The organism is Prevotella sp. oral taxon 317 str. F0108, assembly GCF_000162415.1.
Classification (GTDB): domain Bacteria; phylum Bacteroidota; class Bacteroidia; order Bacteroidales; family Bacteroidaceae; genus Prevotella; species Prevotella conceptionensis.
Genome location: NZ_GG740072.1, coordinates 1733414 through 1759498 on the forward strand (window position 1 = coordinate 1733414; position 26085 = coordinate 1759498).

At 48.2% G+C, this 26085-nt stretch carries 20 protein-coding genes and 1 riboswitch; of the genes, 13 read left to right on the forward strand and 7 right to left on the reverse strand.

Annotated elements, in window-relative coordinates:
* The first annotated feature begins 306 nt into the window (after positions 1–306).
* The 3 genes from HMPREF0670_RS06640 (at position 307) to HMPREF0670_RS06650 (ending at position 3594) form a co-directional block, all read left to right on the forward strand.
* Positions 307–2514, forward strand: coding sequence for a S8 family serine peptidase (locus HMPREF0670_RS06640; protein ID WP_044077785.1), 2208 nt, complete (start codon positions 307–309; stop codon positions 2512–2514).
* 129 nt (positions 2515–2643) lie between these two features.
* A complete protein-coding gene (fldA, locus tag HMPREF0670_RS06645; protein WP_009230384.1) occupies positions 2644–3138 on the forward strand; it encodes a flavodoxin FldA in 495 nt (164 codons plus the stop codon).
* A 90-nt stretch (positions 3139–3228) separates the two neighbouring features.
* Entirely contained in the window at positions 3229–3594 is a 366-nt protein-coding gene (locus tag HMPREF0670_RS06650) for a DUF2023 family protein (RefSeq protein ID WP_009230385.1), read from the forward strand.
* A gap of 307 nt (positions 3595–3901) precedes the next feature.
* Here the strand turns inward: HMPREF0670_RS06650 and HMPREF0670_RS16275 are convergent, their stop codons facing one another.
* The 5 genes from HMPREF0670_RS16275 to rlmD all read right to left on the reverse strand — a co-directional run bounded on the left by HMPREF0670_RS16275 (position 3902) and on the right by rlmD (position 9126).
* The gene (locus HMPREF0670_RS16275; RefSeq protein WP_009230386.1) at positions 3902–4069 is read right to left on the reverse strand and encodes a hypothetical protein; all 168 of its coding nucleotides are present in this window, start codon (positions 4067–4069) and stop codon (positions 3902–3904) included.
* Positions 4056–4187, reverse strand: coding sequence for a hypothetical protein (locus HMPREF0670_RS06655; protein ID WP_009230387.1), 132 nt, complete (start codon positions 4185–4187; stop codon positions 4056–4058). The genes HMPREF0670_RS16275 and HMPREF0670_RS06655 overlap by 14 nt, the downstream gene beginning before the upstream one ends.
* Positions 4188–6012: 1825 nt before the next feature.
* Positions 6013–6180 (reverse strand): hypothetical protein, encoded by a 168-nt coding sequence (locus HMPREF0670_RS16690; RefSeq protein WP_198009275.1) that lies wholly within the window; start codon positions 6178–6180, stop codon positions 6013–6015.
* Between the two features lie 285 nt (positions 6181–6465).
* Complete coding sequence (locus HMPREF0670_RS06665; RefSeq protein WP_044077787.1) at positions 6466–7656, reverse strand: porin; 1191 nt, start codon at positions 7654–7656, stop codon at positions 6466–6468.
* Between the two features lie 48 nt (positions 7657–7704).
* Positions 7705–9126: a 23S rRNA (uracil(1939)-C(5))-methyltransferase RlmD gene (gene rlmD / locus HMPREF0670_RS06670; protein WP_044077788.1), complete on the reverse strand. Its 1422-nt coding sequence runs from the start codon at positions 9124–9126 to the stop codon at positions 7705–7707.
* Positions 9127–9421: 295 nt separating this feature from the next.
* Here rlmD and ppdK point away from each other — a divergent pair, with 295 nt between their 5' ends.
* Positions 9422–12142: a pyruvate, phosphate dikinase gene (ppdK, locus tag HMPREF0670_RS06680; RefSeq protein WP_009230392.1), complete on the forward strand. Its 2721-nt coding sequence runs from the start codon at positions 9422–9424 to the stop codon at positions 12140–12142.
* A gap of 542 nt (positions 12143–12684) precedes the next feature.
* On the opposite strand, the gene HMPREF0670_RS06685 is transcribed toward ppdK, so the two are convergent.
* Positions 12685–13206: a HutD family protein gene (locus HMPREF0670_RS06685; RefSeq protein WP_009230393.1), complete on the reverse strand. Its 522-nt coding sequence runs from the start codon at positions 13204–13206 to the stop codon at positions 12685–12687.
* Between the two features lie 540 nt (positions 13207–13746).
* Between HMPREF0670_RS06685 and HMPREF0670_RS06690 the strand changes: the two genes are divergently transcribed.
* Genes HMPREF0670_RS06690 through HMPREF0670_RS06705 form a run of 5 tightly spaced genes read left to right on the forward strand, consistent with a single transcriptional unit; the run spans position 13747 to position 19166 of the window.
* Complete coding sequence (locus HMPREF0670_RS06690) at positions 13747–15096, forward strand: C10 family peptidase (RefSeq protein ID WP_009230394.1); 1350 nt, start codon at positions 13747–13749, stop codon at positions 15094–15096.
* Between the two features lie 10 nt (positions 15097–15106).
* On the forward strand, positions 15107–15952 hold the full coding sequence (locus tag HMPREF0670_RS06695) for a hypothetical protein (RefSeq protein WP_009230395.1): 846 nt from the start codon (positions 15107–15109) through the stop codon (positions 15950–15952).
* Positions 15953–15963: 11 nt separating this feature from the next.
* Positions 15964–16839 carry a DUF4249 domain-containing protein gene (locus tag HMPREF0670_RS06700; RefSeq protein ID WP_009230396.1) on the forward strand — a complete coding sequence of 292 codons (876 nt, stop codon included), beginning with the start codon at positions 15964–15966 and terminating at the stop codon, positions 16837–16839.
* Positions 16840–16842: 3 nt separating this feature from the next.
* Positions 16843–17004 (forward strand): hypothetical protein, encoded by a 162-nt coding sequence (locus HMPREF0670_RS17050; protein WP_232213866.1) that lies wholly within the window; start codon positions 16843–16845, stop codon positions 17002–17004.
* A gap of 59 nt (positions 17005–17063) precedes the next feature.
* On the forward strand, positions 17064–19166 hold the full coding sequence (locus HMPREF0670_RS06705) for a TonB-dependent receptor plug domain-containing protein (RefSeq protein WP_232213867.1): 2103 nt from the start codon (positions 17064–17066) through the stop codon (positions 19164–19166).
* Positions 19167–19191: 25 nt separating this feature from the next.
* On the opposite strand, the gene bcp is transcribed toward HMPREF0670_RS06705, so the two are convergent.
* A complete protein-coding gene (bcp, locus tag HMPREF0670_RS06710; RefSeq protein ID WP_009230398.1) occupies positions 19192–19644 on the reverse strand; it encodes a thioredoxin-dependent thiol peroxidase in 453 nt (150 codons plus the stop codon).
* Between the two features lie 137 nt (positions 19645–19781).
* Positions 19782–20068: riboswitch (cobalamin riboswitch) on the forward strand.
* A 68-nt stretch (positions 20069–20136) separates the two neighbouring features.
* On the opposite strand from bcp, the gene HMPREF0670_RS06715 reads away from it, so the two are divergent.
* From HMPREF0670_RS06715 to HMPREF0670_RS06730, 4 genes are all read left to right on the forward strand, one after another.
* Positions 20137–22656, forward strand: coding sequence for a ribonucleoside-diphosphate reductase subunit alpha (locus HMPREF0670_RS06715; protein WP_009230399.1), 2520 nt, complete (start codon positions 20137–20139; stop codon positions 22654–22656).
* Between the two features lie 42 nt (positions 22657–22698).
* Positions 22699–23745: a ribonucleotide-diphosphate reductase subunit beta gene (locus tag HMPREF0670_RS06720; RefSeq protein ID WP_009230400.1), complete on the forward strand. Its 1047-nt coding sequence runs from the start codon at positions 22699–22701 to the stop codon at positions 23743–23745.
* A 53-nt stretch (positions 23746–23798) separates the two neighbouring features.
* On the forward strand, positions 23799–25259 hold the full coding sequence (locus tag HMPREF0670_RS06725; RefSeq protein ID WP_009230401.1) for an alpha-galactosidase: 1461 nt from the start codon (positions 23799–23801) through the stop codon (positions 25257–25259).
* Between the two features lie 132 nt (positions 25260–25391).
* Entirely contained in the window at positions 25392–25766 is a 375-nt protein-coding gene (locus HMPREF0670_RS06730; protein ID WP_009230402.1) for a pyridoxamine 5'-phosphate oxidase family protein, read from the forward strand.
* Positions 25767–26085 lie beyond the last annotated feature (319 nt).

The following is a 26085-nucleotide window of genomic DNA, read 5'->3' on the forward strand; positions in this document are numbered from 1 at the left end:
TTCCACAAATTCCCTGCCACTTAACCCAATTGCGTTATCGCGTTGTTCTTTGTCGTTTTACCATTCTATTGGGCATCTTCTGCTTGCATTCTCAGCCACATAATCCACAAAGTCCCTTCCAAAGAATAAGCCAAATTTCCCAAAATTAAGTCTAAAACTCCACCAAAGTCAATTTTAATAATCCGCCAGATGCTATCTCCATTATTTTCCGTAACTTTGCTTTCGCTAGGCCAACACGCGCCTGGAGAGATGGCCGTTTCAGCCCCTATCCTAACCACCTCAACTGTACAAACACTGCAACGAACGATGAAAAAGACGTTATCATTAGCCATAATCGCCCTCTTGTGCATACTGCATGCCCATGCACAACGCCCTGTTTATGCCAAGATGTCGGGCGAATTACGCCAGCTATACATAGAAAGCCAAGCCGAACGGCAGGCAACCACTCGCTCAAACCCATACGACAGCCGCTCCGTATGTGCCTTTGTGCGCATTGGCAGCCACGCCGAGGCGGTGTTTAAAGCCCACGCATGCACATCGTTAGCGCAGTTTGGCAACATCCACATCGTGAACATCCCCCTCAATCAGCTGGCCAAGTTGTCGCAATCCAAATGGGTTAGCCGCATCGAAATGGGCCAAAGCAACAGCATATTGATGGACACCACAGCCAAAGTGCTGAACGCTTGGCCCGCATATCAAAGCCAATCGCTGCCACAAGCCTACACGGGCAAGGGCGTGGTGGTGGGCATTCAAGACATCGGTTTCGACCTTACGCACCCCAATTTCTGCGACTCTACGGGTCAAACACTACGCATCAAGGCCCTATGGGACCAACTTTCAACCGATACCATCGGCACAACCCTACCCGTTGGGCGCGACTACACCACACCCAACGCCCTCCTCAGCCTGCGCCACACACGCGACGGCAAACAAGAAACGCATGGCACACACACCTTGGGCATTGCAGCAGGCAGTGGCTTTAAAAGCCCTTATCGCGGCATGGCATGGGAAAGCGACATTTGCCTAGTGGCTAACCTCACCAGCGAAAACAAAAACTTGGTGGACAAAAAAGACCTATATAAATACACCACTGCGACAGACGCGTTGGGCTTTAAATACATTTTCGACTATGCCAAGCGACACAACCAACCCTGCGTGGCATCGTTTAGCGAGGGTTCTAGCTTTCGTTTCGACAGCGACACGCAACTCTACCATGCCGTTTTAGACAGCCTTCAAGGTCCAGGGCGCATCATCGTGGCCTCGGCAGGCAATGAAGGCGGACGGGCAAGCTACCTTAGAAAGCCACTGGAAACCGACTCGGCAGGTACTTTTATCAAGGATTCGAACGGCAAAATACGCGTGTCGGCAAAAAGTAAGGAGCATTTTTTGCTTAGATTGAGGTTTCATCGCGTGGGCACATTAACCACATACGACATCGACACGCGTGCATTAGTGGCCGCCAAAGACTCGCAACTGATAGACACACTTACCTTTGGAAAGCTGCAATACGAGATACAAGCGGCTGCCTATCAGCCCGACAACGAGGGCGCATTGGCCTACGAGATGTATTTGCGCACGTTGGGTTCTAGCACCTACGTGCCGCCAACGGCATTGGTATTAATTGGCGCAAATGCCGATGTGGAGCTGTTCCGAGGTGCAGGCAGATGGGAAACGAACAAGCTCGAGCCTGCGTTGTTGGGCGGCGACGACACCCACACCATCCTATCGCCAGCCAGCGCACCAGCAGTTATTGCCGTTGGCGCAACCTCGTATCGCACACACATTACCAATTATAAGGGCGAAAAAAAGTATTCGTTGCAAGGAACAGGGGGCGAAAGAGCACCCTACTCTTCGAAAGGACCAACCGCAGACGGCCGCACAAAGCCCGACGTGATGGCTCCTGGCAGCAACATCATCTCGTCGTACAACAGCTTTTACATTGCCAATCATCCCAACAACAGCGACGTGCAATGGGATGTGGCGCACTTCCAACACAACGGCCGCACCTATCCGTGGAACTGCAACACGGGTACTTCCATGTCCGCGCCAGCTGTTGCAGGCGCTATCGCCCTGTGGTTGCAGGCCAACCCAACGCTAACGGCCAGCGATGTGCGAAACATTGTGGCACAAACAGGCACGCAACACAGCACATCCCTACCCCATCCCAACAACCTATATGGCTACGGACAGGTTGATGTTTATCGCGGCCTGCTCCATATCTTGGGCATTACCAAGGTGCAAGGCATCTACCAACACCAACCACAGGGCGTGCATATAAGCCCAGACGGCAACAACAAACTGCGCATAACCTTCGCCGACGGGCAAACGCACGCCTGTTCGCTGCGCCTTTATTCGCTATCGGGTTCATTAGTTCTAAGTAGGCCGCGCACGCTGTTGGCCGCCGAATCCACCATACAGCTAGGAGCATTAGCAGCAGGCGTGTATGTAGTTCAGATACACGCAGATAGCCCTAAACATAGCGGCAGCACACTTGTTAGGCTCATTGCAAAATAAACCAACAACCCACATTACGCCTCAAAACAATCCTTACGCAAAAAACACCATTTCTAGGTATTGCGCCATTATTTATTTGTACTTAACTTTGCAACCATAATAATAACACAACTAAAACTAAGAATTGAAATGAAAAAAACGGTGGTAGTATACGGTTCTTCAACAGGAACCTGCCAAAGCATCGCTGAAACGATTGCAAGCAAACTAGGCGTAGAAGCCCTAGACGTGGCTAACTTCAACGCAGACGTTGTTGCCGAGAACGAAAATTTACTCATCGGAACCTCTACTTGGGGTGCAGGCGAACTGCAAGACGATTGGTACGACGGCGTGAAAGTGCTTAAAGAGGCCGACTTGGCCGGCAAAACGGTGGCCGTTTTCGGTTGCGGCGATGCCGAATCTTACTCTGACACCTTCTGCGGCGCAATGGCCGAGCTTTACAATGCAGCAAAAGAAAGTGGCGCAAAGATGGTTGGCGAGGTGTCTACCGATGGCTATACCTTCGACGATAGCGAGGCTGTTGCCGACGGAAAGTTCGTGGGACTGGCTCTCGACGACGTAAACGAAGACGATAAGACCGAAGGTCGCATCGACGCATGGCTCGAAGAAATTAAGCCAGCATTGTAATTTCGATTGCAAAGAAATACTTTTGCATAGAGCAAACCCCCGGCGGTGGGGCCGAAAACAGCCCCACCGCCATATAAAAAACACAAGACTATGCCGCAAACAGAATTGATTTCAGCCGACATGAAGGTGTTGATGAACCATATTTATGAGTATCAGAAAGGCGTGCGACAAATGGTTTTATACACCTTCAACAAGAAATACGAGCAATTTGCCATAGCAAGGCTTGAACGACAGCACATAGACTACCTGATAAAACCAGTGGGGAAAGAGAACCTCAACTTGTTTTTCGGAAAGAAAGAGTGCCTCAACGCCATTAGGATGATGATTAACCGTCCGCTAAACGAGCTTAGTCCAGAAGAGGATTTCATACTCGGAGCCATGCTCGGCTACGACATTTGCCGACAATGCGAACGCTATTGCGAACGCAAAGAGCGCACTTTCAAAGTGGCGCAATAAAAAAGCCAACAAAATATATCCAACTGACTATAATTAACATAACGATAACTTTTAATCTTGTTCGCTAAATAAAATTCATAATGTTTTTGTATAATATGTGAAGGGGTGTCGGGAGATACCCCTTTTCGTGCTTTATATTGTTGGGTTTCCTGCGGTATATCGCAGTATAAGGTTATAGTTAACTTGTCAGATACCAGAAAAAATAGGTTTGCAAAGACCATATAAAGCTCAAATTTCAATATAAAGTGGCATTTTCACATTCGGGTGTATATCAGATTATCAGAGTGAAATGTCATGGGGTGAAACATTATTCAGGCTTTTCTTTGAGGATATTCACCACACGATTAAATGCCTCCACAATCTCATTTAGCTTGGGATTTGACTTTTGCACAATGATGGCTGCAAAATTCTCCACCCCATCTGCTTGCATTTCCACAGTGTCAAAATAATAAAGATGCTTTTCAGTCTGCTCCACGCCTACGCATATCAGCAAACTCTTTTTGAGCCTGCTCCTCAAATTCCCTTTTACGTTCAATGGCACGCTTGAAGCCTGCTATGAGTTCTTCCCTTGTCTTTTCCTTGAACTTAATCATATACAATTCTCCTTTTCACATTGCAAATGTAACTCTTTGCTTTGAGAATTGCAAACTAATGAAAGGAAAAGCACCAGATGATTGCACAAATGCTGCTTTACAATTATCCTAAAAAGTTATAGATTGATTATAACAACTCTCAATCCTACATTTCATTAATATGAAGTCATCTTGGCTTTTCTCTCTCTTATCTTCTTGAGAAGAATTAGTTTGAATGCAATATTGTTCCATGCCCTCCAACAGGACAGTGCCGTATCAAACCTATTAAGTATACCTGTAAGCGTACATGCTACCCGCCCCATTGCCCACAAGCGTGTACATTACACAACCTCTTTTGTCTTGTTTTTAGCAAGAATTTTAACATTCTGAGTGCCCTTTCTGCTCACCAATCGCTCACCTTGCCGCAAAAAATCGATTCTCGCGAAGGTTTGTTTTGAGGCAAAATGGGGTTGGTTGTAAATGCAAGCAAAGTGAATACGCATTGCATAAAACCTCAATTTGTACCAGATTTTGGGCAACTTGGTGCTAAATGCAGTGCATTTTGGTGCTAAACGCAAGGCATTTTGGTGCTAAACGCAACGCATTTTGGTGCTAAATGCAACGCATTTTGGTGCTAAACGCAAGGTAAAATGCTGCAAAATGCGAGGCGATAAGCATAAATATTCATTGAAAAGGTATAGGCAAAAGCTGTTCAAGTCATTAAAAACATGGCCCAAAAGGGCAAAACACCCCTCAAAAAGTGGCGTTTTAGGGGCTAAAAGTGGGGAAATGGGCTTGAAAAAATGCGAGCTGGCAACCAAACTAGAAAGGCTATTTGGTGCAAAATGCAGGCAATATTCTCGAAAATAGACAAAACGAAAGACGTGAAAGGCTAGAAACAGGAGTAATTTACCTACTTTATAAGCTTTATTTTCGCTAGAACGGAGAGAAATTTGGAGCTGTTTTGTAAAACAAAGACAACAATTTAACTATTAAGTCAGCGGGGAGATAAGGTTACCAGTTGATGAGGTTGTGAGTTCATGAGTTTGTGAGTTTGTGAGTTTATAAGTTTATGAGTTTATGGGTTTATGGGTTTATGGGTTTGTGAGTTGATGAGGTTGTGAGTTGATGAGGTTGTGAGTTTATGAGTTTGTGAGTTTATGAGTTTATGAGTTTATGAGGTTGTGAGTTCATGAGTTTGTGAGTTTATGAGTTTATGGGTTTGTGAGTTGATGAGGTTGTGAGTTGATGAGTTGATGAGTTTGTGAGCTTATGAGTTTGTGAGTTTGTGAGTTTGTGAGTTTGTGAGTTTATGAGCTCGTGAGTTTATGAGCTCGTGAGTTTGTGAGTTTATGAGTTTGTGAGTTTATGAGTCTATGAGTTTGTGAGTTTGTGAGTTTGTGAGTTTGTGAGTTTGTGAGTTTATGAGTTTATGAGTTTGTGAGTTTATGAGTTTGTGAGTTTGTGAGTTCATGAGTTTGTGAGTTCATGAGTTTGTGAGTTTATGAGTTTGTGAGTTGATGAGTTTGTGAGTTTGTGAGTCTGTGAGTTTGTGAGTTTATGAGCTCGTGAGTTTGTGAGTTTACGGGGTTATAAGCTGATGGGCTGGTAAGTTGTGATGACGGCCATGCCACGCCCAAACATGTACAAACAGAACACACAAAAAGCAAGAAAATAATACATACGAAAAACCATATACACGCTGGGGCAGAACCTGCGCGTATAAAACAAAAAGCCTGCTGCTAGCGGCTTCTCACAAACAGCTAGCATGGTATTAGACCATCAAGTGGCCTGAAAAGGAAGAAGACCCTGCTGCAAACGCTTTGCAACAGCCACGTGTTTCGTTCTACTCCACCAAGTGTACCCACAAGGCGAAGGCCAAGATAATAATGGCCAAAATGGTCAATGCCACGAACAACACGCGCCCTATAACGCGACGACGCGCAGGCCAGTTAAGGTTGCGCTGCTTTATCCGTTCTTCTTCACTAACTCTATTTCTCTTTCCTTTATCCATGTTCTAACTCTATATTATAAAATAATGTTGACAAATTGGCGAGTTAACCGGTTAACTTGTGCACAAGTTAACAAGTTGACAAGACAACATGCTAATCTAACTCTATCATGATGTATCTGGTTGACGAATTAACGCGCAGACCGGTTTACCAGCTTACCAGTTGGCAAATTAAGCTCGCAACAAGCATACCAAATAACAAAGAAACGCGCGCTGACACTTCAACGAGCCGTTCTTGTTGTGCAAGCTATGGGCCAAAGCGGCTGGCACATCGGCCGGCAATAGCCCTTAAAACCTCAATCCCAGTTGAAAGTCGATGAGGTTATAGTTGGTCTTTTTCAGTGCCTTATCGTTCACCAACGCATATTCGGCACTTAGTTTAAGCATTCGCGATAGTTCGCAGTCGATGCCTAGTTCGTAGAAAGTCTTGGCCGTGCTGCGCTTTCCGTTGGGGCAATATTGGTCGAAGCGTGCCTTTACGTGCAGCTTTTTCCCATTAAAATCTGCCACAGGCGCAATAACTAAGCCATAGAAGCCATAGGCCTTATCGCCTGCCTCATAATTGATGTTGGCATCTTGCAGGTCGGCTTTGGTGTTATGAACGGTCTTAAAGCCATAGCCTTTGCTGTAAATGTACTCGCTGCGGAAGGTCCAACCCTTCGTAACATACTCGCCACTCACGGCAAAACGGCGTTTTTCTACCGTTTGTTTGCCTTTCACCACCTGCTTTTGTCCTGCCCCATCCAATATCGGCTCGTGCGTATCGGGGTCTACTAGTGTGTAATTTCCCACTCGCGCGTATGAGCCAGTCCAGCCAAACGCACCCAAGCGCATGCCTTTAATGGGCATAACCCACAGTCCGCCAATGACGTCTTTGCGCTGATCGGCATCGCGCATGTTGATGCCCTGCCCATTGAACACGCCCACCTGATAGTGAACCAGTGGCCGTTCGTTGCTGTTGGGAAAGAGGTCGCCCTGAATTTGCAAGCCGATGTCGCGTCCATTGCTGGCGGCCTCGCCCGTTCGGTCGCTAAATCCCGATAGTTTCAGTACGCTTTGCCCAAACGACATAAAGCCTTGGTCGATGGGGTGCATAGGATTTTCGAAGGTGAACGGCCGCTTAAATTGCCCCAGCTTTACGCGGAAGGGCTTATACTTCTGCCATTCGGCAAACACATCCACCACACGCGGCGACGTGCCAAGGGTGGCCGTATTGCCGTTAAACTGCACCTGGGCTTTCCAATAGAAGTCGGTAAGCGCACGTCCTTCTAACGAAAGGCGCGCCATACGGATGTTAAACCCGTTGCTTTCCGCCCCTTCTTGGTCGGCCCATTGATACTGCGATATCATGTATCCGCTAAGTTTGAGGTTGCTCACCAAGGTAAGTTTCTTCTCTTCTGTCGGTGTATCGCCGCTTTGTGCGCTGGCTTGTAGCGTTGTTGCTGTCAAGAGCAGCGCAAGCATTGTCTTTTGTTTCATGAGTATCTTGTTAATAGTTATTGTTTAGGCTTGTTTTTGGTTGGATTGTTATGCGCGGCGTTCCAGCAGCACCACGTTCTCCACATGGGGCGTATGCGGAAACATGTCTACGGGTTGTACGGCCGTCACCGCATAGCGTTCGTCTAGCGCAATGAGGTCGCGCGCTTGCGTTGCGGGATTGCAGCTAACGTACACAATGCGCTGGGGATTGGCTCGGATAATGGTTTCGATAACGTCGGCGTGCATGCCTGCGCGCGGCGGATCGGTAATAATAACGTCGGGCTGTCCGTTGTTGGCGATAAAGTCATCGTTCAGAATGTCCTTCATATCGCCTGCATAGAAGGTGGTGTTGCCTATTCCGTTCAGCTCACTATTCACTTTGGCGTCTGCTATTGCCTCGGGTACATACTCCACACCCACCACTTTCTTGGCCTGTCGGGCCACAAAGTTGGCGATTGTTCCCGTGCCTGTGTACAGGTCGTAAACAATTTCCGTACCGCTCAAGTTGGCAAAGCGGCGCGCCACTTCGTAGAGATGATAGGCTTGTTGGGTGTTGGTTTGGTAGAAACTCTTTGGGCCTACCTTGAAACGAAGGTCTTCCATCACCTCGAATATATGGTCGTTGCCCTTGAAAACATACACGGGCAGGTCGCCGAATGTGTCGTTACACTTTTGGTTGTCTACCCAAAGCAGCGACGTTATCTGCGGAAAACGTTCGGCCACGTGGGCAAGCAGGGCATCGGCCGTTTGTTGGTCGTCGGCTGTTTCAAAATGAAACTGCACCAATACCATCCATTCGCCCGTGTCGCTATTGCGTATCATCACATCGCGCAGCAGTCCTGTTTGTTGTCGAAGGTCGAAGAACGTGATGTTATGTGCTAGCGCATAGTCCCTTATCTCGTTGCGAATTTGATTTTGCAAGTCGTCCATCAGCCAGCATTTCTCGATGGGGAGTATCTTATCGAACGCCCCTGTGATGTGGAAACCGATGGCGTTCATGGTGTCGAAGGTTTCTCCCGATGCCACTTGTTCACGGGTTAGCCAACGCTTGTTAGAACATCCGAACTCCAATTTGTTGCGATAATGCAGGGTTAACTGCGAGCCCATGATGGGATGGAACGTGGGAAGTTGCACATGCGAGATACGCGAAAGTTGGTCGTACACCTGCTGTTGCTTGGCCCGCAACTGCTCTTCGTAGGGCAAATTTTGCCACTTGCAGCCGCCGCACACGCCGAAATGTTGGCACGCGGGCTCAACGCGCACGTCGCTGTACTTCACGAAACGCACCACCTCGGCCTCGCAATAGCTGTGTTTTTTCTTTCTTATTTTGAGGTCTACCACGTCGCCTGGCACCGCGAAGGGTACGAAAACAACCATGTCGTTGACCCTCGCCAACGCCTTTCCTTCTGCCGCCACGTCTGTAATGGTGACGTTCTCCAATATCGGAAACTCTTTTCTCTTTCTTGCCATATATATAATAAGGTGCAACGCAAACGTTTCGTGAGAGACGCCAAGGCGGACTTTTCGCCCTTTTCTTCACAAAAAGCCATCGCACGCAACGCCAAGGCTGCATTCGAACTTACGCTACACACTTGCAAAGATACATATTTCCTTCAAAATATCCGAATATTTTGCTCGCTGTTTACGATAACAGGCACTTTTGTCATGTACAATTTACAAAATCGGAGCTGAAAGTTTTGTAAATCAATAATATTTATCTATATTTGCAAAAGGTAAAAACAGAAAACATTATACGTTCTAATCAATGAGTGAAAAAAGAGTTTACACCTTCGGCAATGGCGTTGCTGAGGGTAAGGCAGACATGAGAAATCTGCTAGGTGGTAAAGGAGCCAACTTGGCTGAAATGAATCTTATCGGCGTTCCCGTACCTCCGGGGTTCACCATCACCACAGATGTTTGTAACGAATACTTCGAAAAAGGGAAAGAAAAGGTCGTATCTCTGCTTAAAGGCGAAGTTGAAAAGGCTGTCAATCACATTGAGAACTTGATGAACTGCAAGTTTGGCGACGTGAAAAACCCGTTGCTCGTGTCGGTTCGTTCGGGTGCTCGCGCCTCTATGCCTGGCATGATGGACACCATCCTTAACCTCGGACTGAACGACGAAGTGGCCAAAGGATTGGCAGAAAAGTCGGGCAACGAGCGTTTCGCTTACGACAGCTACCGCCGTTTCGTACAGATGTACGGCGATGTGGTACTGGGAATGAAGCCCACCAACAAGGAAGACATCGACCCCTTTGAAGAAATCATACAGCAAGTTAAGGCCGAACGCGGCATCAAACTAGACAACGAAATGACCGTTGACGAACTCAAAAAGCTCGTTGTATTGTTTAAGCAGGCCATTAAGAGACAAACGGGAAAAGATTTCCCCACCGACCCGATGGAACAACTATGGGGCGCCATCTGCGCCGTGTTCGACAGTTGGATGAACGAACGCGCCATACTCTATCGTAAGATGGAAGGCATCCCCGCCGAATGGGGAACGGCCGTTAACGTGCAAGCGATGGTGTTCGGCAATATGGGCAACACTTCGGCAACGGGCGTTTGTTTCAGTCGCGACGCCGCAACAGGCGAAAACCTCTTCAACGGAGAATATCTCGTTAACGCACAAGGCGAGGATGTGGTGGCCGGAATCCGCACGCCACAACAAATTACGAAGGAGGGTTCGTTGCGTTGGGCGGCACAACAGCTCATCGACGAAGACGTTCGCGCAAGCCAATATCCCTCTATGGAAGAGAACATGCCGGAGATTTACGCTCAGCTTAACGCCATTCAAGAAAAGCTGGAACGCCACTATCACGACATGCAAGACATGGAGTTCACCGTACAAGACGGCAAACTGTGGTTCTTGCAAACGCGTAACGGAAAACGTACGGGTACGGCAATGGTGAAAATTGCAATGGATTTGCTGCGCGAAGGCGAGATTGACGAGAAGACGGCCTTGAAACGTTGCGAGCCCAACAAGCTAGACGAACTGCTGCACCCCGTATTCGACAAGGCTGCACAAAAGCAAGCTAAGGTTCTTACCCGCGGTTTGCCGGCATCGCCCGGTGCAGCTTGCGGACAAGTAGTGTTCTTTGCCGACGATGCCGCACGCTGGCACGAGGAAGGGCACCAGGTTATCATGGTCCGCATAGAAACGTCGCCCGAAGACCTCGCCGGCATGTCGGCAGCCGAGGGCATTCTTACCGCACGCGGCGGCATGACTTCGCACGCTGCCGTTGTTGCCCGCGGCATGGGCAAGTGCTGCGTTTCGGGCGCCGGTGCCATCAACATCAACTATAAGGAGCGTACGCTCGAAATAGACGGTGTGCTGTTGCACGAAGGCGACTACATATCGCTAAACGGTAGCACAGGCGAAGTATATCTGGGACAAGTTACCACACAACCCGCCAAAGTGACGGGCGACTTGGCCGACCTGATGGAGCTTTGCAACAAGTACACCAAGCTGGTTGTGCGTACCAATGCCGACACCCCACACGACGCACAAGTGGCAAGAAACTTCGGAGCAGTGGGAATTGGCCTATGCCGCACCGAACACATGTTCTTCGAGAACGAGAAAATCAAGGCCATGCGCGAGATGATACTCGCCGACAGCACCGAGGGACGTGAAAAAGCACTGACAAAACTGCTGCCTTTCCAACGCCAAGACTTCTACGGCATACTCAAATCGATGAACGGATACCCCGTAAACGTGCGCCTACTCGACCCGCCTTTGCACGAGTTTGTGCCACACGACTTGGAAGGTCAGCAAGTAATGGCGGCAGACATGGGCGTGTCTGTGCAAGAAATTCAACGCCGCGTAAACTCACTAAGCGAGCATAACCCCATGCTGGGACATCGCGGTTGCCGTCTGGGTAACACTTATCCCGAAATTACAGCCATGCAAACACGCGCCATTCTTGGTGCAGCCATCCAGCTGAAGAAGGAAGGTTTCGACCCACATCCCGAAATCATGGTACCGCTCATTGGTGTTGTTCACGAGTTCGACCAGCAGGAAAAGGTTATCCGCGACACGGCTAAGAAACTCTTCGAAGAAGAAGGTATGGAGGTTGACTTCCACGTTGGAACCATGATTGAGGTGCCACGTGCAGCCTTGGTTGCCGAAAACATCGCCAAGAGAGCCGAGTATTTCAGCTTTGGAACGAACGACCTAACGCAGATGACCTTCGGTTATAGCCGCGACGACATCGCCAGTTTCTTGCCCGTTTACCTGGAGAAGAAGATTTTGAAGGTAGACCCCTTCCAGGTTCTCGACCAGAAAGGTGTTGGCCAGCTCATCGACATGGGTGTGAAGAAAGGCCGTTCCACACGTCCCGAACTAATCTGCGGTATCTGCGGAGAGCACGGCGGCGAACCCGAATCGGTGAAGTTCTGCCATCGCGTAGGCCTCAACTACGTTAGCTGCTCGCCCTTCCGTGTGCCCATCGCACGCTTGGCCGCCGCACAAGCAGCAGTAGAAGATTAAGCAGAAAGGGGAGGGAAGACGAGTTGGTATGTCGGTAATTAGCGAGTTGATGAGTTGACAAGTCACGAGTTAATAGGGTTGGCGAGTTCGCAAGTCAACAGAATTAACGAGTTTACAGGTTGGCGGATTCACGAATTAACAAGCCGTCAAGCAGACGATCCCCTTAGAAACCTACCCTGTCACAACGCAACAGGCATCCTCCACACCGAGGATGCCTGTTTGTTTTTGTCGCCTAAGATTGCTTGCCGTGTGTCGTTTGCAGCTCATTGTTAATTTCTTATTGCAAAAACGCACCATGCTTACCGCTCCATTCTAGCAGAAATAAATTGCTGTAACTATCCTTATTGCCGCATTATTCGGCCTAACGCATTTCTTTTTTTAGTCCATTTTTTGAGCGTATCACCTGTGTTTTGCAGCAAATAACAGTGCATTTTGCAGCAAGTTGCTGCCTTTTTGGTGCAAATAGCACACTTTTGCGCTACAATGCAATAAGGCATATTACGCCCCTCTCCTCTTGGAGAAGGGTTGGGGGTGAGGCGTATTTATCCCACCTCCACGCACAGCACATGCCCCGAAACACGCACATCGCCACTAACCCATGCTGCATCATGCTGCCGAAGAGGAGTGCCATTCAATGTGGTTTGGCTGCCAATGGCAAACACCAACATGTGTTCCACACCTGCAAACACATGCTCGCCGCGCTCTACGCGCGCGCATACACGCGTACCTTGTTTATATATAACGTTCAAATCAACAGCACCAGGCGAGTTCACCGAGGTAACATCTGCGGCCCCATCAAACTCAAAAAGGCACTCATCAGACAACGTCACGACTTGCCCATCCACACAAAGCGTGATGTCGCCATCAAGACAAAGGATGAGGCGCGTAAAGCCCGTGAAGTCTGAAAACGTGCTTTGCGTAACATGAATAACGGCAGACGAGACACGAAGGTCGAAGTTACGGTCTTGCAAACTGCTCCCCACGGAGGGCAATATGCACACTTCGCGAGTCAGTCCGCCACTCCACACACTCGTCTTAAAATCCTCTTTACGAATTATTTCCATCGTTAGATTGTTTTAAACTAAGGTTCAAAGATAGCAAATACTTGGGAGCCAAAGCAAAATAACGCACGTTTTTTAAGTATCATAAAAAAAGTACATTTTTTCTTGCATGTCCCACTAGATATTATTATTTTTGCATCATAAAAATACTAAATCTAGAACAACCATTATGGAACAAGACCTACCACCAAACCTGCTAAGCCCATTACAACCAATAAGCGCAAGTAGACTTTACCCAAATAGAAGCTGCGTTCCATTCAGCTGCTAATATATACTCATAGCCAGTTAATATCTGCCAATTCTATTTTGCTCACAAAAAGCAGAGAAATTGGAAGAACACCATTTATTACTTTTAATTAAACATACGCCAATGAAAAAAATCTAAATGTTGCTATTAGTTTATTTATACTAATAGCATCAGCATGCCAACAAGACAGCTTTCTTGATGACAAACAACGACAGGGAACTAATGCTAGCAATATCAGCAATTACGAGTGCGACATCAATGTAAGTTTGGCTACGGCCAAATATACAGCTGAGCTTATGTCTCATTCTAAAGTTAAGAGTATAACACCAATCGTTCCGCAGCCGCACGACACAATCATGTACATTGTAAATTGCGAAAAAGGATGGATGTTACTTTCCGCCGACAAACGCGTAACACCAATACTCGCGAGTTCGCCATCAGGAGAGTTTAACCAAAACTCAACAAATCCGGGCGTTGCAACACTATTGAACAGTTTTGCAGACAAACTGACGAACATGAAACAACAAGGGGAAAAAGCTACCTTCGCTGAGCTCAAGAAGAATGAAAACTTCATGTTTTGGTTAAGAATGACCTGGGGAGCGACAAACAAAGATTGTATAAAAACGGCATCTAGCCTGCCTTCCACAAGATGTCATGGATGTGAAGATGATGGAAATATCGACACATTCATCTGCAAGAAGCTGGTAGACAATGTTATTATCGAGGAAAAAGAAAACCATATCGGACAGCGAACAAAGACGAGATGGGGACAACGTAGTCCTTGGAATAGTAACCTACCACAAGTTTTTGATGGTAACAACTACATTTATCCCCCTACAGGTTGCACAGCAGTAGCGATGGCGCAGCTTTTATATTTTACACATTTCAAATTCAATGTGCCTAATGGCTTAAACCACGGAGTTTCTTTCACTGGCAGAATTGTAGACAACCACTATTCCATCAAGAATTACATACCCGGCCACTACGTACCCAACTCTCCTCGATGGAATGAGATGCCTTTGCGAAAATGGGAAAATGGTCAGCAAGAGTACTATGTGGCCGACCTCATGGCAGAGCTGGGTTTCTATTTGAATATGGATTATTCACCAACTGGAAGTGGTGCGAACGTTTCAACCGAAGTTATGAGAAGTTACGGCATAGCTTGGGACGAAGGCGACTATGATGCAAATACTGTTATGCAAAGTATCGAAAAAGGATGCCCCGTTCTCATCACTGCCTTTGAAGGAAAGTACAGAAAGGGTTGGCTTTTCTGGAGACGTACACATTATCGAGATGGCCATGCGTGGCTAATTGATGGCATTGTGAACAGACATAGAAGTATTAGAAGTGAGTATCAATGGGAACAAGTAATCGTTGATCGTTCGCAAGGAGATGTAGAGCCATCACTAGGTAAGTACGAGGAAGTGCTTTACATCAACGCAGCAAGAGCTTCGGGCATACGAGAATACGACCGAACATATAAATATTACGACAATGACTCTCGCTACCTACAGATGAATTGGGGATGGGACGGGGAGGGTAACAGCCTAGAATTTTCCCCCAATGCGGAGATTTGGTCGGCGGGTGGACACAATTTCCGTTACAACAAAAGAATATACTTTAACGTAAGGCCGCTAAACAAATAAACATTAAGCAATGATTAAAACAAGATACGTTATCTTCACGCTGTTTGCGCTTTGTCTTCTCGCCTGTACTCCTAAGGATGAGAAAGAGGTTATCGGGGGGCATACCCATTATCGCCTCATCGCTAGGGAATGTAACTACGCATGGGCGTTCAATGCTTACATTAAACAAATACCGCATCAAGGGTTTGTCCAAACAAAAATAAGTTCGCTAAAAAAAGACACGACATTAAAAGCAAGCGACTTTATACTAGGATTCACCACTTGCAATGTAGACATTAAAGACATAAGGAAGAATCCAGATTGGGAAAGTTATCAAGAAGCGTACAAAAGGAATGGTGAAAGCCTATTGGTAGACTTTCCACCTTTCAATGTGCTTTCCACTATGCCAGACAACATGGCCGATGAAAAAGACCCTATTATAGAAAGCCGATTGAAACAACAGCTTGAAAGGCGTGGTACAAGAGCCATACACGACATGCCAACAACAGATCTAGTGCATGTGGATTACAGACTTACGTGGCTCAAAGACATTAAGATTACGTCTTCGGCAGAGATAGCAGGACGAGCTCCTGGCCAATCATTAAGTGATCTCTTCGTTATTGAACGCTATTTCCGAAACCATTCTTTCATCGTGACTTCCAACAAGAACGTGATTACAGACCATAAAAAAATTGTTGGAATAAGCCTTTCTCAATACCTGTCTTATAAGCCCATGGCACCCGCGGAGATATACCTGCGATTTAAAGATAACGTTAGTGTGCCGGCACCAGTTACAGCGCAATTCACCATAGAGCTGATAACTGGCGAAGACAAATTGATTAAGGCCACGGCTGCTGATGTTAAATTGGTGCCCTGATATTCATCGACATGAGAAAGAACAGCCTCAAAGCATTATTGGCGTTACCAATGTTGGTGAGCTTACTCTCTGCTTGCGTGGAAGAGATAGATACACCAAATCTGCACGAACCCAAAATGGTGGTGAACTGCTTGCTCACACAAGACTCCGTGCAGAAGCTGTGGCTGACGTACACCAGCAAGCTGGGCAACACCGCATACGAGGAAGTTCCTCAAGCCATTGCTACCTTGTTTGAAAACGACCGCGAAGTGGGCGTGTTCAACAAGGTGGCGTATGGCGAGTGGCGAATGGCGTTCACGCCCGTAAGAGGACGAACATACACCCTGCGAATACAAACGCCCAACCACCCAGACATAACAGCAAACACCACTTTTCCCGAACGCCTGCCCATCCAGAGACTGAAACCAGAAGACAAAGAAGGTAGACGCGCATTCAGGATAAGCAAAAATGCAGACCCGTTTTGGGCGTGCGCGTTCGCAAAAGACCAAGACACCATTATGCGCACGGTAGTGATACGCCCCTATTATACAATGAAAGAAGACATCGCAACCGACTATCCCAAGACCGACCAATTCAACATGCAACCAGCAGAAGCAGAAAGAGTGAATACCTACCATTACTATATTAGGATGTTACCAAACGCCGTGCCTACTACTTTTACCCTCTATCCGCTTTACAGCAGCGTGGTTTCGTTCATGGCTGTTTCTGAAGAATACGACCATTACCTTAAAAGCAGCCTTCTGAAGATGCAAGCGTACGAATCGTTTAGCGACCCAACGCAATGGCTAGAAGAGAACGCCGTGTACTCGAACATAGAAAATGGAGTGGGTATTTTCGGAGCTTACGAAGAAACGCTTTTTAATTGCAACAACATCCTGCCCGAATAACAGATGAGAACTGTAGCCCTATTCATCGTCGCCATTTGCGTGGAGGTATGCCTCTACGCACAAGACAAGTCCAGGACGTATGTCGTTAAAGACAGCCTAACGCAGCTCGCCGTGCGCGGATGCCACGTAAGGTTCGGCACGGCCCCCCCGAACAAAGCACTGTAACCAATGCCAGGGGATGCTTTTCTTTACCAAACGGCGTTGCCAGTGTTGTTGTTTCACACGTGGCATACGAACCAAAACAGGTTGAATTGAGCGAACTCGCAGGCAACACCATTTACATCACGCCGAAAAACATTGCCTTAAAAGAAACCACCATCACCTCTACCACGCCCAACAACCGCGGCAGCGAGTTCAGTTACGATGCTCGTCAAGCCGCCTCGAGCATCTCTATCATTGGCGAACCCGATGTGCTAAGGCACACATTGAGCTTCCCCGGCACATCGTTTGGCATGGAAGGCACGTTGGGCATTTTCGTGAGGGGAGGCGACACAAGCGGCAATGGCCTTTACTTCGGCGGCGTGCCACTATACGTAACGTCGCACCTGATGGGGCTTTTCTCTGTCATTCCACCCGAAATGGCCGATAAAGTCGACTTTTACAAAGGCGGACTGCCTGCCACAAACAGTAACTATTCTTCTGCCCTCATAAGCGTTTCGCCCAAAGCCTGCTATGGCACACCCACCACAGGTAAGGCGTACATATCGCCTTACCTTTGCGGATTGCACGTCACACTGCCGCTCATAATGAACAAAATGTCGGTCAGGCTGTCCGCCCGAACCACCATCCTACCATATATGTTGAACTGGATGAACCGCACAGACGACAAACTGCGGGTAGACCTTTACGACATTTGCGTAAAGCTAGACTACAAGCCCAATGCCCGAAACGCCTTCTCTGCATTTTATTTCCACACAAACGACCTCTACGAATACACCCAATACCAAGAGTTGCGCAACAAACAAGCGTGGCAAGCATCTGCCGCCAAGCTGGAATGGGATGCTAAACTGAACGAGCAGACCAACTTCAATTTCTTAGCCTACCACACTTACGCATTCTCAATACAAGAGTCTGACCACTTCGCCCCCAACACCAGCGACACCCGCTCGCACGTCGCCATTGCCTCTAAGCTGAATGAATGGGCATTGCGGGCGATGTTTGCCTACACTTGGAAGCAAGGAATGGCAGTGCGGGCAGGACTATCCATGCAAAGCCAAAAGTCCACTAATGGTAACCAGAGAAGCCTAACAGCCCAAAAAGGAGCAGAAAACGTACAAACTTACCCGAACACACTTGGCGCCGTTTTCGCGGAGGTCGACCTAAAATTTACCAAACAAGCCGACCTTAAGCTCGGCATAAGAAACACTACCCGATTTCATGATGAGCGCCAGCCCATAAATCCCGACCTCCACGCGCTTACACATTGGTACTTCAAACCTTGGTTGGGCTTAGAGATTGCTTACGACAAGCAGAACCAATTTCACCACATTCTAGAAGGGTTGCCCACTGGTTGGCCGCTCAACATCAGAGTGGCAAGCAACGAACGTTTTCCAAAAGAGGAGACAAACCAATTTTATGCAGGTGCGTTCGTTAAAAAACGATGGGCCGACAACAATAAATTCGATGCCACACTCGGGGCATATTGCAGGCGGATGAACAACCTCGTAGCCTACACCAGCCCCATTAACGCCTTCGGCTTAAACACATTCACGTGGGAAGAAGAGGCATCACGCGGCAAAGGACGTTCGCTTGGAATAGAAGTAAGCTCGGCAATCAGCCTGCCAATATTCACTGCATCGATTGCATACACGCTCTCGAAAACCACCCGCACTTACCCTTTCATCAACGGCGGCAGGCCTTTTCCCCATAAGTTTGACAGGAGGCACGTTCTTAACTGCCAATTGCAATATGCCTTTGTAAGGAGACCTACACGCAAGGGGACAGCCGAACACAATGTAGCTTGCAATGTCGTGCTCGCCTCGGGCAACCGGCTAACCCTCCCCATAGGCACTTATCAAGGTGTCGCGCCCCCTCATTGGGACAACTTAAAAACCGGTTTCATCCATCCCGACGAGTATTATCGCCATATTTACGATAGGCAACAGATGTCCGACGTCAACGCCATCTCAATCAAAAACTATTTTCGAACCGACCTCGCCTACAACTACATCTCTCGTGGCAGACGTTGTACAAGAGAGCTATCCGTCTCTGTTTTCAACGTATTTAACAGGCGTAACCCATACGCCATCTTCCATGAAGAAGACAGATGGAAACAACTTAGCATTGTTCCCATCATGCCTATGGTTAGGTGGAGCATCAGTTGGTGAATACTAGAAGGCCTTCAAACCCTCATTACTCACCCAATATCTGCTGTGCGTGTTCCTTTACCTTAATCTCCTTGGGCTGCATAATACGGGTTATCACACCCTCTTCGTTGATGACGAACGTGGTGCGGAACGTGCCGAAATACTTGCGGCCATACATGCTTTTCTCGCCCCAAACGCCAAATTCTTCCACCAATTTATGCTCGGTATCTGCTATCAGCGGAAACGGCAAGTCGTTTTTCTCAATGAATTTCTTATGCGATTTCTCATCGTTTATGCTCACACCAACCACGGCATAGCCCTGTTTTTGCAGCTCGGCATAGTTGTCGCGCAGGTTACAAGCCTGCGTAGTGCAGCCCGAAGTGAGGTCTTTGGGGTAGAAATACAACACCAACTTCTTACCTTTAAAGTCGCTTAGGCGTACCTCGTTGCCGTTTTCGTCGTGCCCCAACACCTCTGGAGCCTTTGTTCCTATTTCCATCATGATGATAATTCGTTTGTATTGTTTGTTTGGTACAAAGGTAAACATTAATTTCCGAAAAGCCTTATCCGCCACCAAAACACATTTTCGCCCCACATAACGCCCAGCAAATGTTTCGCCCTTTGCGGCAAAATGAGTACCTTTGTGCCCGAATTGGTTTGCCAAGGCCCAGTGCTAGGCGATTAAAAGGGAACGGGGTGCAACTCTCCGACTGTCCCGCAGCTGTAAGTTCTTTACGGTTTTCTTCCAGAGGCGGCATCTAAAAAGCCACTAAACACGCTGTGTCAGCGCAGGCATGCTTTTTAAATAACGCTGTTACATAAGCCACTGTTTCGGTTCAATCGCATGGTTTGGCGAACCGAATTGGGAAGGCGAAGAGAATTAGAACAAAGTCAGAAGACCTGCCTGTTCGTCAAAAGTGCCGTTCCACTCGTGGGAATAGGGAACGCCACGAAACGTTTTTTTAATCAATAAGCAAGTCAAAGTTATCTCATGGACATAACCAAGAGAAATGGTTCGATGGCTCCCTTCGACAGGGAAAAGATTGCCACGGCCATCAAAAAGAGTTTTATCAGCACAGGGCGACCCATCGTGGAAGACGAAATACACGACGTGGCTATCGCCGTTGAGCAAGTTATCATAACCCACCCTGCAAAACTTAACGTTGAATGTATTCAGGACGAGGTGGAACGAAGCCTTATGCAACGCGGCTTTTACGCCGAGGCTAAGAGCTATATTCTGTTTCGTTGGCAGCGAACCGAACAACGAAAATACCTCAATAGGATTGCCAACACCCTGCAACAAGCCGAAATTGCGCCCGTGTTGAAAGGCATCGCGGCCGACTTCGAGCCCGAGTTGTACCCCATTGCAGCGCTCGCCGAGAAGTTCATGGGCTTTGTTAAGGCCGACATGAACGGGCGCGACAAACTCTCGGCCTTGATAAAAGCCGCCGTGGAACTTACTTCGGCCGAGGCTCCTAATTGGGAATTTATCGCGGCTCGACTGCTTAGCTATCGCCTGCAACGCGACTTAGAAACGTTCGAGCAAGCAGAAGACATACAATCCTTTGCCCAAAAGGTGCGCCATTTGGCCAGCCAGAACCTCTACGGAGCCTACATTGTCGATGCTTATACCGAGAACGAACTGCAACAGGCGGCATCGTTTATCGACGAAGAACGCAACAAGCTGCTCAACTATTCGGGGCTCGACCTCCTTATCAAACGTTATGTTATCAGGTCGTTTGCCCACAAACCCGTTGAAAGCGTGCAAGAAATGTTCCTTGGCATAGCACTACACCTGGCTATGAACGAAGGCGAAAACCGACTGCATTGGGTGAAAAAGTTCTACGACATGCTTAGCCGTCTGGAAGTAACTATGGCCACGCCCACCCTAGCCAATGCGCGCAAACCCTTCCATCAGCTGTCAAGCTGTTTCATCGACACCGTACCCGACAGTCTTGAAGGCATCTACCGCAGCATCGACAACTTTGCCCAAGTGAGCAAGTTTGGCGGAGGCATGGGTCTTTACTTCGGCAAAGTGAGGGCCGCTGGCGGTCGCATTCGCGGATTTAAGGGTGCCGCCGGTGGCGTGGTTAGGTGGATGAAGTTGGTGAACGACACCGCTGTGGCCGTAGACCAACTGGGCGTTCGCCAAGGCGCAGTGGCCGTTTACCTAGATGTTTGGCACAAAGACCTGCCCGAATTTCTACAATTGCGCACCAACAACGGCGACGACCGTATGAAAGCGCACGACATATTCCCCGCCGTGTGTTATCCCGACTTGTTTTGGAAAATGGCGCAACAAGACCTCAATCAGGATTGGCACATGTTCTGTCCCAACGAAGTTCTAACTACGCGCGGTTACTCGCTAGAAGACTTCTACGGCGAGGCATGGGAGGAGAAATACCACGAATGCGTGGCCGACAAACGCCTTTCGCGCCGAACCATGACCATTAAAGACGTTATCCGTCTTGTTCTCCGTTCGGCTGTCGAGACCGGAACGCCCTTCACTTTCAACCGCGACATCGTTAACCGAGCCAACCCCAACGGTCACAACGGCATCATCTATTGTTCTAATCTCTGCACAGAGATTGCTCAAAACATGAAAGCCATCGAAGAGGTAAGCAACGAAGTGCTGACCAAAGACGGCGATACCGTGGTGGTACGTACGGTTAAGCCGGGCGACTTCGTGGTTTGCAACTTGGCTAGCCTTTCGCTTGGCAACTTACCATTAGAAAACGAAACCTATCTCAACGATATTGTGGCGACAGTTGTACGTGCACTCGACAACGTTATCGACCTGAACTTCTACCCCGTGCCTTACGCCCAAATCACCAACCACCGCTATCGCAGCATCGGTCTGGGTGTAAGCGGCTATCACCACGCATTAGCCCTGAGAGGCATTAAATGGGAGAGCGAAGAACACTTGCAATTTGTAGATCAAGTGTTCGAACGCATCAACCGCGCCGCAATCGAGGCCAGTTCTTCCTTGGCAAAAGAGAAAGGCGCATACGCTTACTTCGAGGGTAGCGACTGGCAAACGGGCGCTTACTTCGACAAGCGCAACTATAATTCGCCCCAATGGCAGCAAACCGCCCAGCGTGTAAAGGCACAGGGCATGCGCAACGCCTACCTCTTGGCCATCGCCCCCACAAGTAGCACCAGCATTGTAGCCGCAACAACGGCGGGATTAGACCCCGTTATGCAGCGTTTCTTCTTGGAAGAGAAGAAAGGCGCCATGCTACCACGTGTGGCTCCGGCGCTATCCGACCGCACTTTCTGGCTCTACAAGGGCGCATACCAAACCAATCAAGCATGGAGCATGCGCGCATCAGGCATACGCCAACGCCATATTGACCAAGCGCAAAGCGTTAATCTCTACATCACCAACAACTATACCATGCGACAGTTGCTCGACCTTTACCTCTTGGCATGGCAAAGTGGGGTGAAAACCATCTACTACGTACGAAGTAAATCGCTAGAAGTGGAAGAATGCGAAAGCTGCGCATCGTAACCAACAACACTACACACACAAACGAAACTCAACACAGCACAAATGGACAATAAGCTAAAAAAGAACGCCTTGTTTAACCCACAAGGAGATACCGACTTACGACTAAGGCGCATGATTGGAGGCAACACCACCAATCTAAACGACTTTAACAACATGCGCTACACGTGGGCAAGCGACTGGTATAGGCAGGCAATGAACAACTTTTGGATTCCAGAAGAGATTAATCTTACCCAAGACACCAAAGACTATCCGCTGTTGCCGCCTGCCGAACGCAAGGCTTACGACAAGATATTGAGCTTTTTGGTGTTTCTCGACTCGCTGCAAAGTGCCAACTTGCCCTCGCTAACCGAGTTTATCACGGCCAACGAGGTAAACCTCTGCCTGCACATTCAGGCCTTTCAAGAGTGCGTTCACAGCCAGAGTTACAGCTACATGCTCGACACCATCTGCTCGCCCGAAGAGCGAAACGACATTCTCTACCAGTGGAAAACCGACGAACACCTACTTCGCCGCAACACTTTCATCGGCGATTGCTACAACGAGTTCTACGCCAACAACGACAAAGCATCGCTCATGAAGACGCTCATGGCCAACTATATTCTCGAAGGCATCTACTTTTATAGCGGCTTTATGTTCTTCTACAACTTGGCGCGCAACGGCAAGATGTCGGGGTCGGCACAAGAAATACGCTACATCAACCGCGACGAAAACACGCACCTGTGGCTCTTCCGCAACATCATTCACGAGATGAAGAAAGAAGAACCCGAATACTTTACGCCCGAAAAGGTGAAAGTCTACGAAGAAATGATGCGCGAAGGAGTGCGACAAGAAATTGCATGGGGCCAATATGTAATAGGCGACGAGGTGCAAGGACTTAACGCACAGATGGTAAACGACTACATTCGCTACCTTGGCAACATGCGCTGGCGTAGTCTTGGTTTCGGCAATTTGCTTGAAGACAACATCGAAGAGCCCGAAAACATGCGCTGGGTAGCTCAATATGCCAATGCCAACATGGTAAAAACAGACTTCTTCGAGGCCAAAAGTACGGCGTATGCCAAAAGCACAGCCATCGAAGACGACCTGTAACGGCTTGCCCATCCAGCCTTTTCTCCCCATCTTTACACCCGTAACATGCAAATATGAAAAATCTCATCTCAACGTTTCTTTTGCTGTTCATGCCGCTCGTGGCCGCTGCCGATAACGGATTGCGTTGTGCCAAAAGCGTTTTTACGCAACCCGATGTGCGTTTCATGCAGAAAATAAAATCAATACACGCCGATGCCGTCATCGGGGTTAAGGGATTACCTAGCGGACTGCAATGGAACGCTCGCCGCAACTTGGTTGAAGGCAAGGTAAAAGCACCTGGCACATACACCTACACCGTAACTTCTAGCATAAACGGGCAGGTAAGCGAAGAACAAATCAAGCTTATCGTGTCTGACAAGTTGGCCATGCCCCTTCCTTTCATGGGATGGCTGTCGTGGAACTCGGTAGAAGGCGATGTTTCCGAGGCTATTGTTAAGCGTGTGGCAGACATGTTTCGGGCTAACGGATTGTATCAGGCTGGTTGGAACACGGTGATGATGGACGACTTGTGGCAAGCACGTAAGCGTGCAGACGACGGAAAGCCGCTACCCGACCCCAAACGCTTCCCTAACGGCTTGCGTAACCTTGCAGATTACGTGCACGGCAAGGGCATGAAGTTTGGGCTTTACACCGATGCGGCCGACAAAACATGTGCAGGTGCATTTGGCTCGTATGGCTATGAGCGGATAGATGCCGAACAATATGCCCAATGGAACGTGGATATTGTGAAGTGCGACTACTGCAATGCGCCGCCCGAACAAGACACCGCCATGGTGCGTTACCGCCGTTTGGGCGATGCTTTCAAAGCTGTTGCACGCCCCATTACGCTCTACATCTGCGAGTGGGGCGACAGAAAGCCGTGGCTTTGGGGCGCAGAGTCGGGCGGTAGTTGCTGGCGCGTTAGTGCGGATGTGCGCGACAGATGGACTTGCGAACCAGGCGGAACGGGCGTGGTAGAAAGCATCAAGGCCATGAAAAACATCGCGCAATATGCAGGTGTAAACCGCTTTAACGATGCAGACATGCTTTGTACAGGACTGCATGGCAAGGGAAAATCATCGAACGACTTATGTTTTGGCACGCCAGGCATGACGCAAGACGAGTACGCCACGCAGTTTGCGCTGTGGTGCATGTGGTCGTCGCCCATGGCATTATCCTTTGATCCACGTGCCAACACCGTTACAAAAGAAGACTTGAAGATACTAACCAATCGCCACCTTATTGCCCTTAACCAAGACCGAATGGGGCAACAGGCCGACTTAATATCAGATGCAGACAGCCTTGTGATGTTTGCCAAAGATTTGGAGAATGGCGATGTGGCCCTCTCTGTTACCAACATGTCGGGCAAATCGCTTGAAGCCACTTTCCACTTCACCCAAATACCCGCCCTCGATGCCAACAAACGCTATCAATGCCATGACTTATGGACGGGCGAAAGGCTTTCTGCCGTAAAACGTAGCTTTACAACAAAGGTTCGTCCGCACGCCACACGCGTGTTTAGGTTGAGCGAGTAACGGGGATTTATCTATGGGCAGGCTCTAAAAATACGGTGAAGGCTATTTTCTGAAACGTACTTAAAGTGGGAATTCATTTATTTTCTATACCTTTGTAAGCATTATATTGAACACCACAAATATTTATAAGACATGTTGACAGAAAAGTTTTTCGACGTTATAGGCAACGAAGGTGTTGTCTCCATCGTGTCTTGGGGAAACGCAGAACCCCATCTCACCTGTACATGGAATAGTTATCTGGTAGTAACCCACGACGAAAGGATTTTGATACCCGCTGCAGGAATGAAGAAAACCGAGGCTAACGTAGAAGTGAACAATCGTATCCTATTGGCACTGGGCACACGTAATGTGGAGGGATTCAACGGCTATCAAGGTACGGGCTTTCGTATTGAGGGAACCGCAAGGTTTCTTACGCAAGGGGCCGATTATGACATGATGTACAAGAAATACCCCTTTATAAGAAGTGTGTTGGAGGTTACTGTTGTTTCGGCAAAGCAACTGCTCTAACCCAACTTTCAGCAAAATGCCCGACTTCCCCGTATGGGTTGTCCTAATCATCATACGTCAAGGTAAAACCTATAAACCATTGTTGCTGTCCGCCAACTTCAAAAACGGCACAATAATATCCCCTATCCGCAATGCCCATCAACAGGCATTGCGGATTTCTTTCGAAAAGCAAGCACCCTTTCAGACTATCCCCTTATCGGCTGTCCGCTAAAATGAGAGAGCTGAAACACAATATATTGTAAACCGCACTCTTCTAAATATGGAATGCCTTAGCTCGTAAACTCTTGTGTGGGTATCGAAACTTCTATGCGCTGTTATA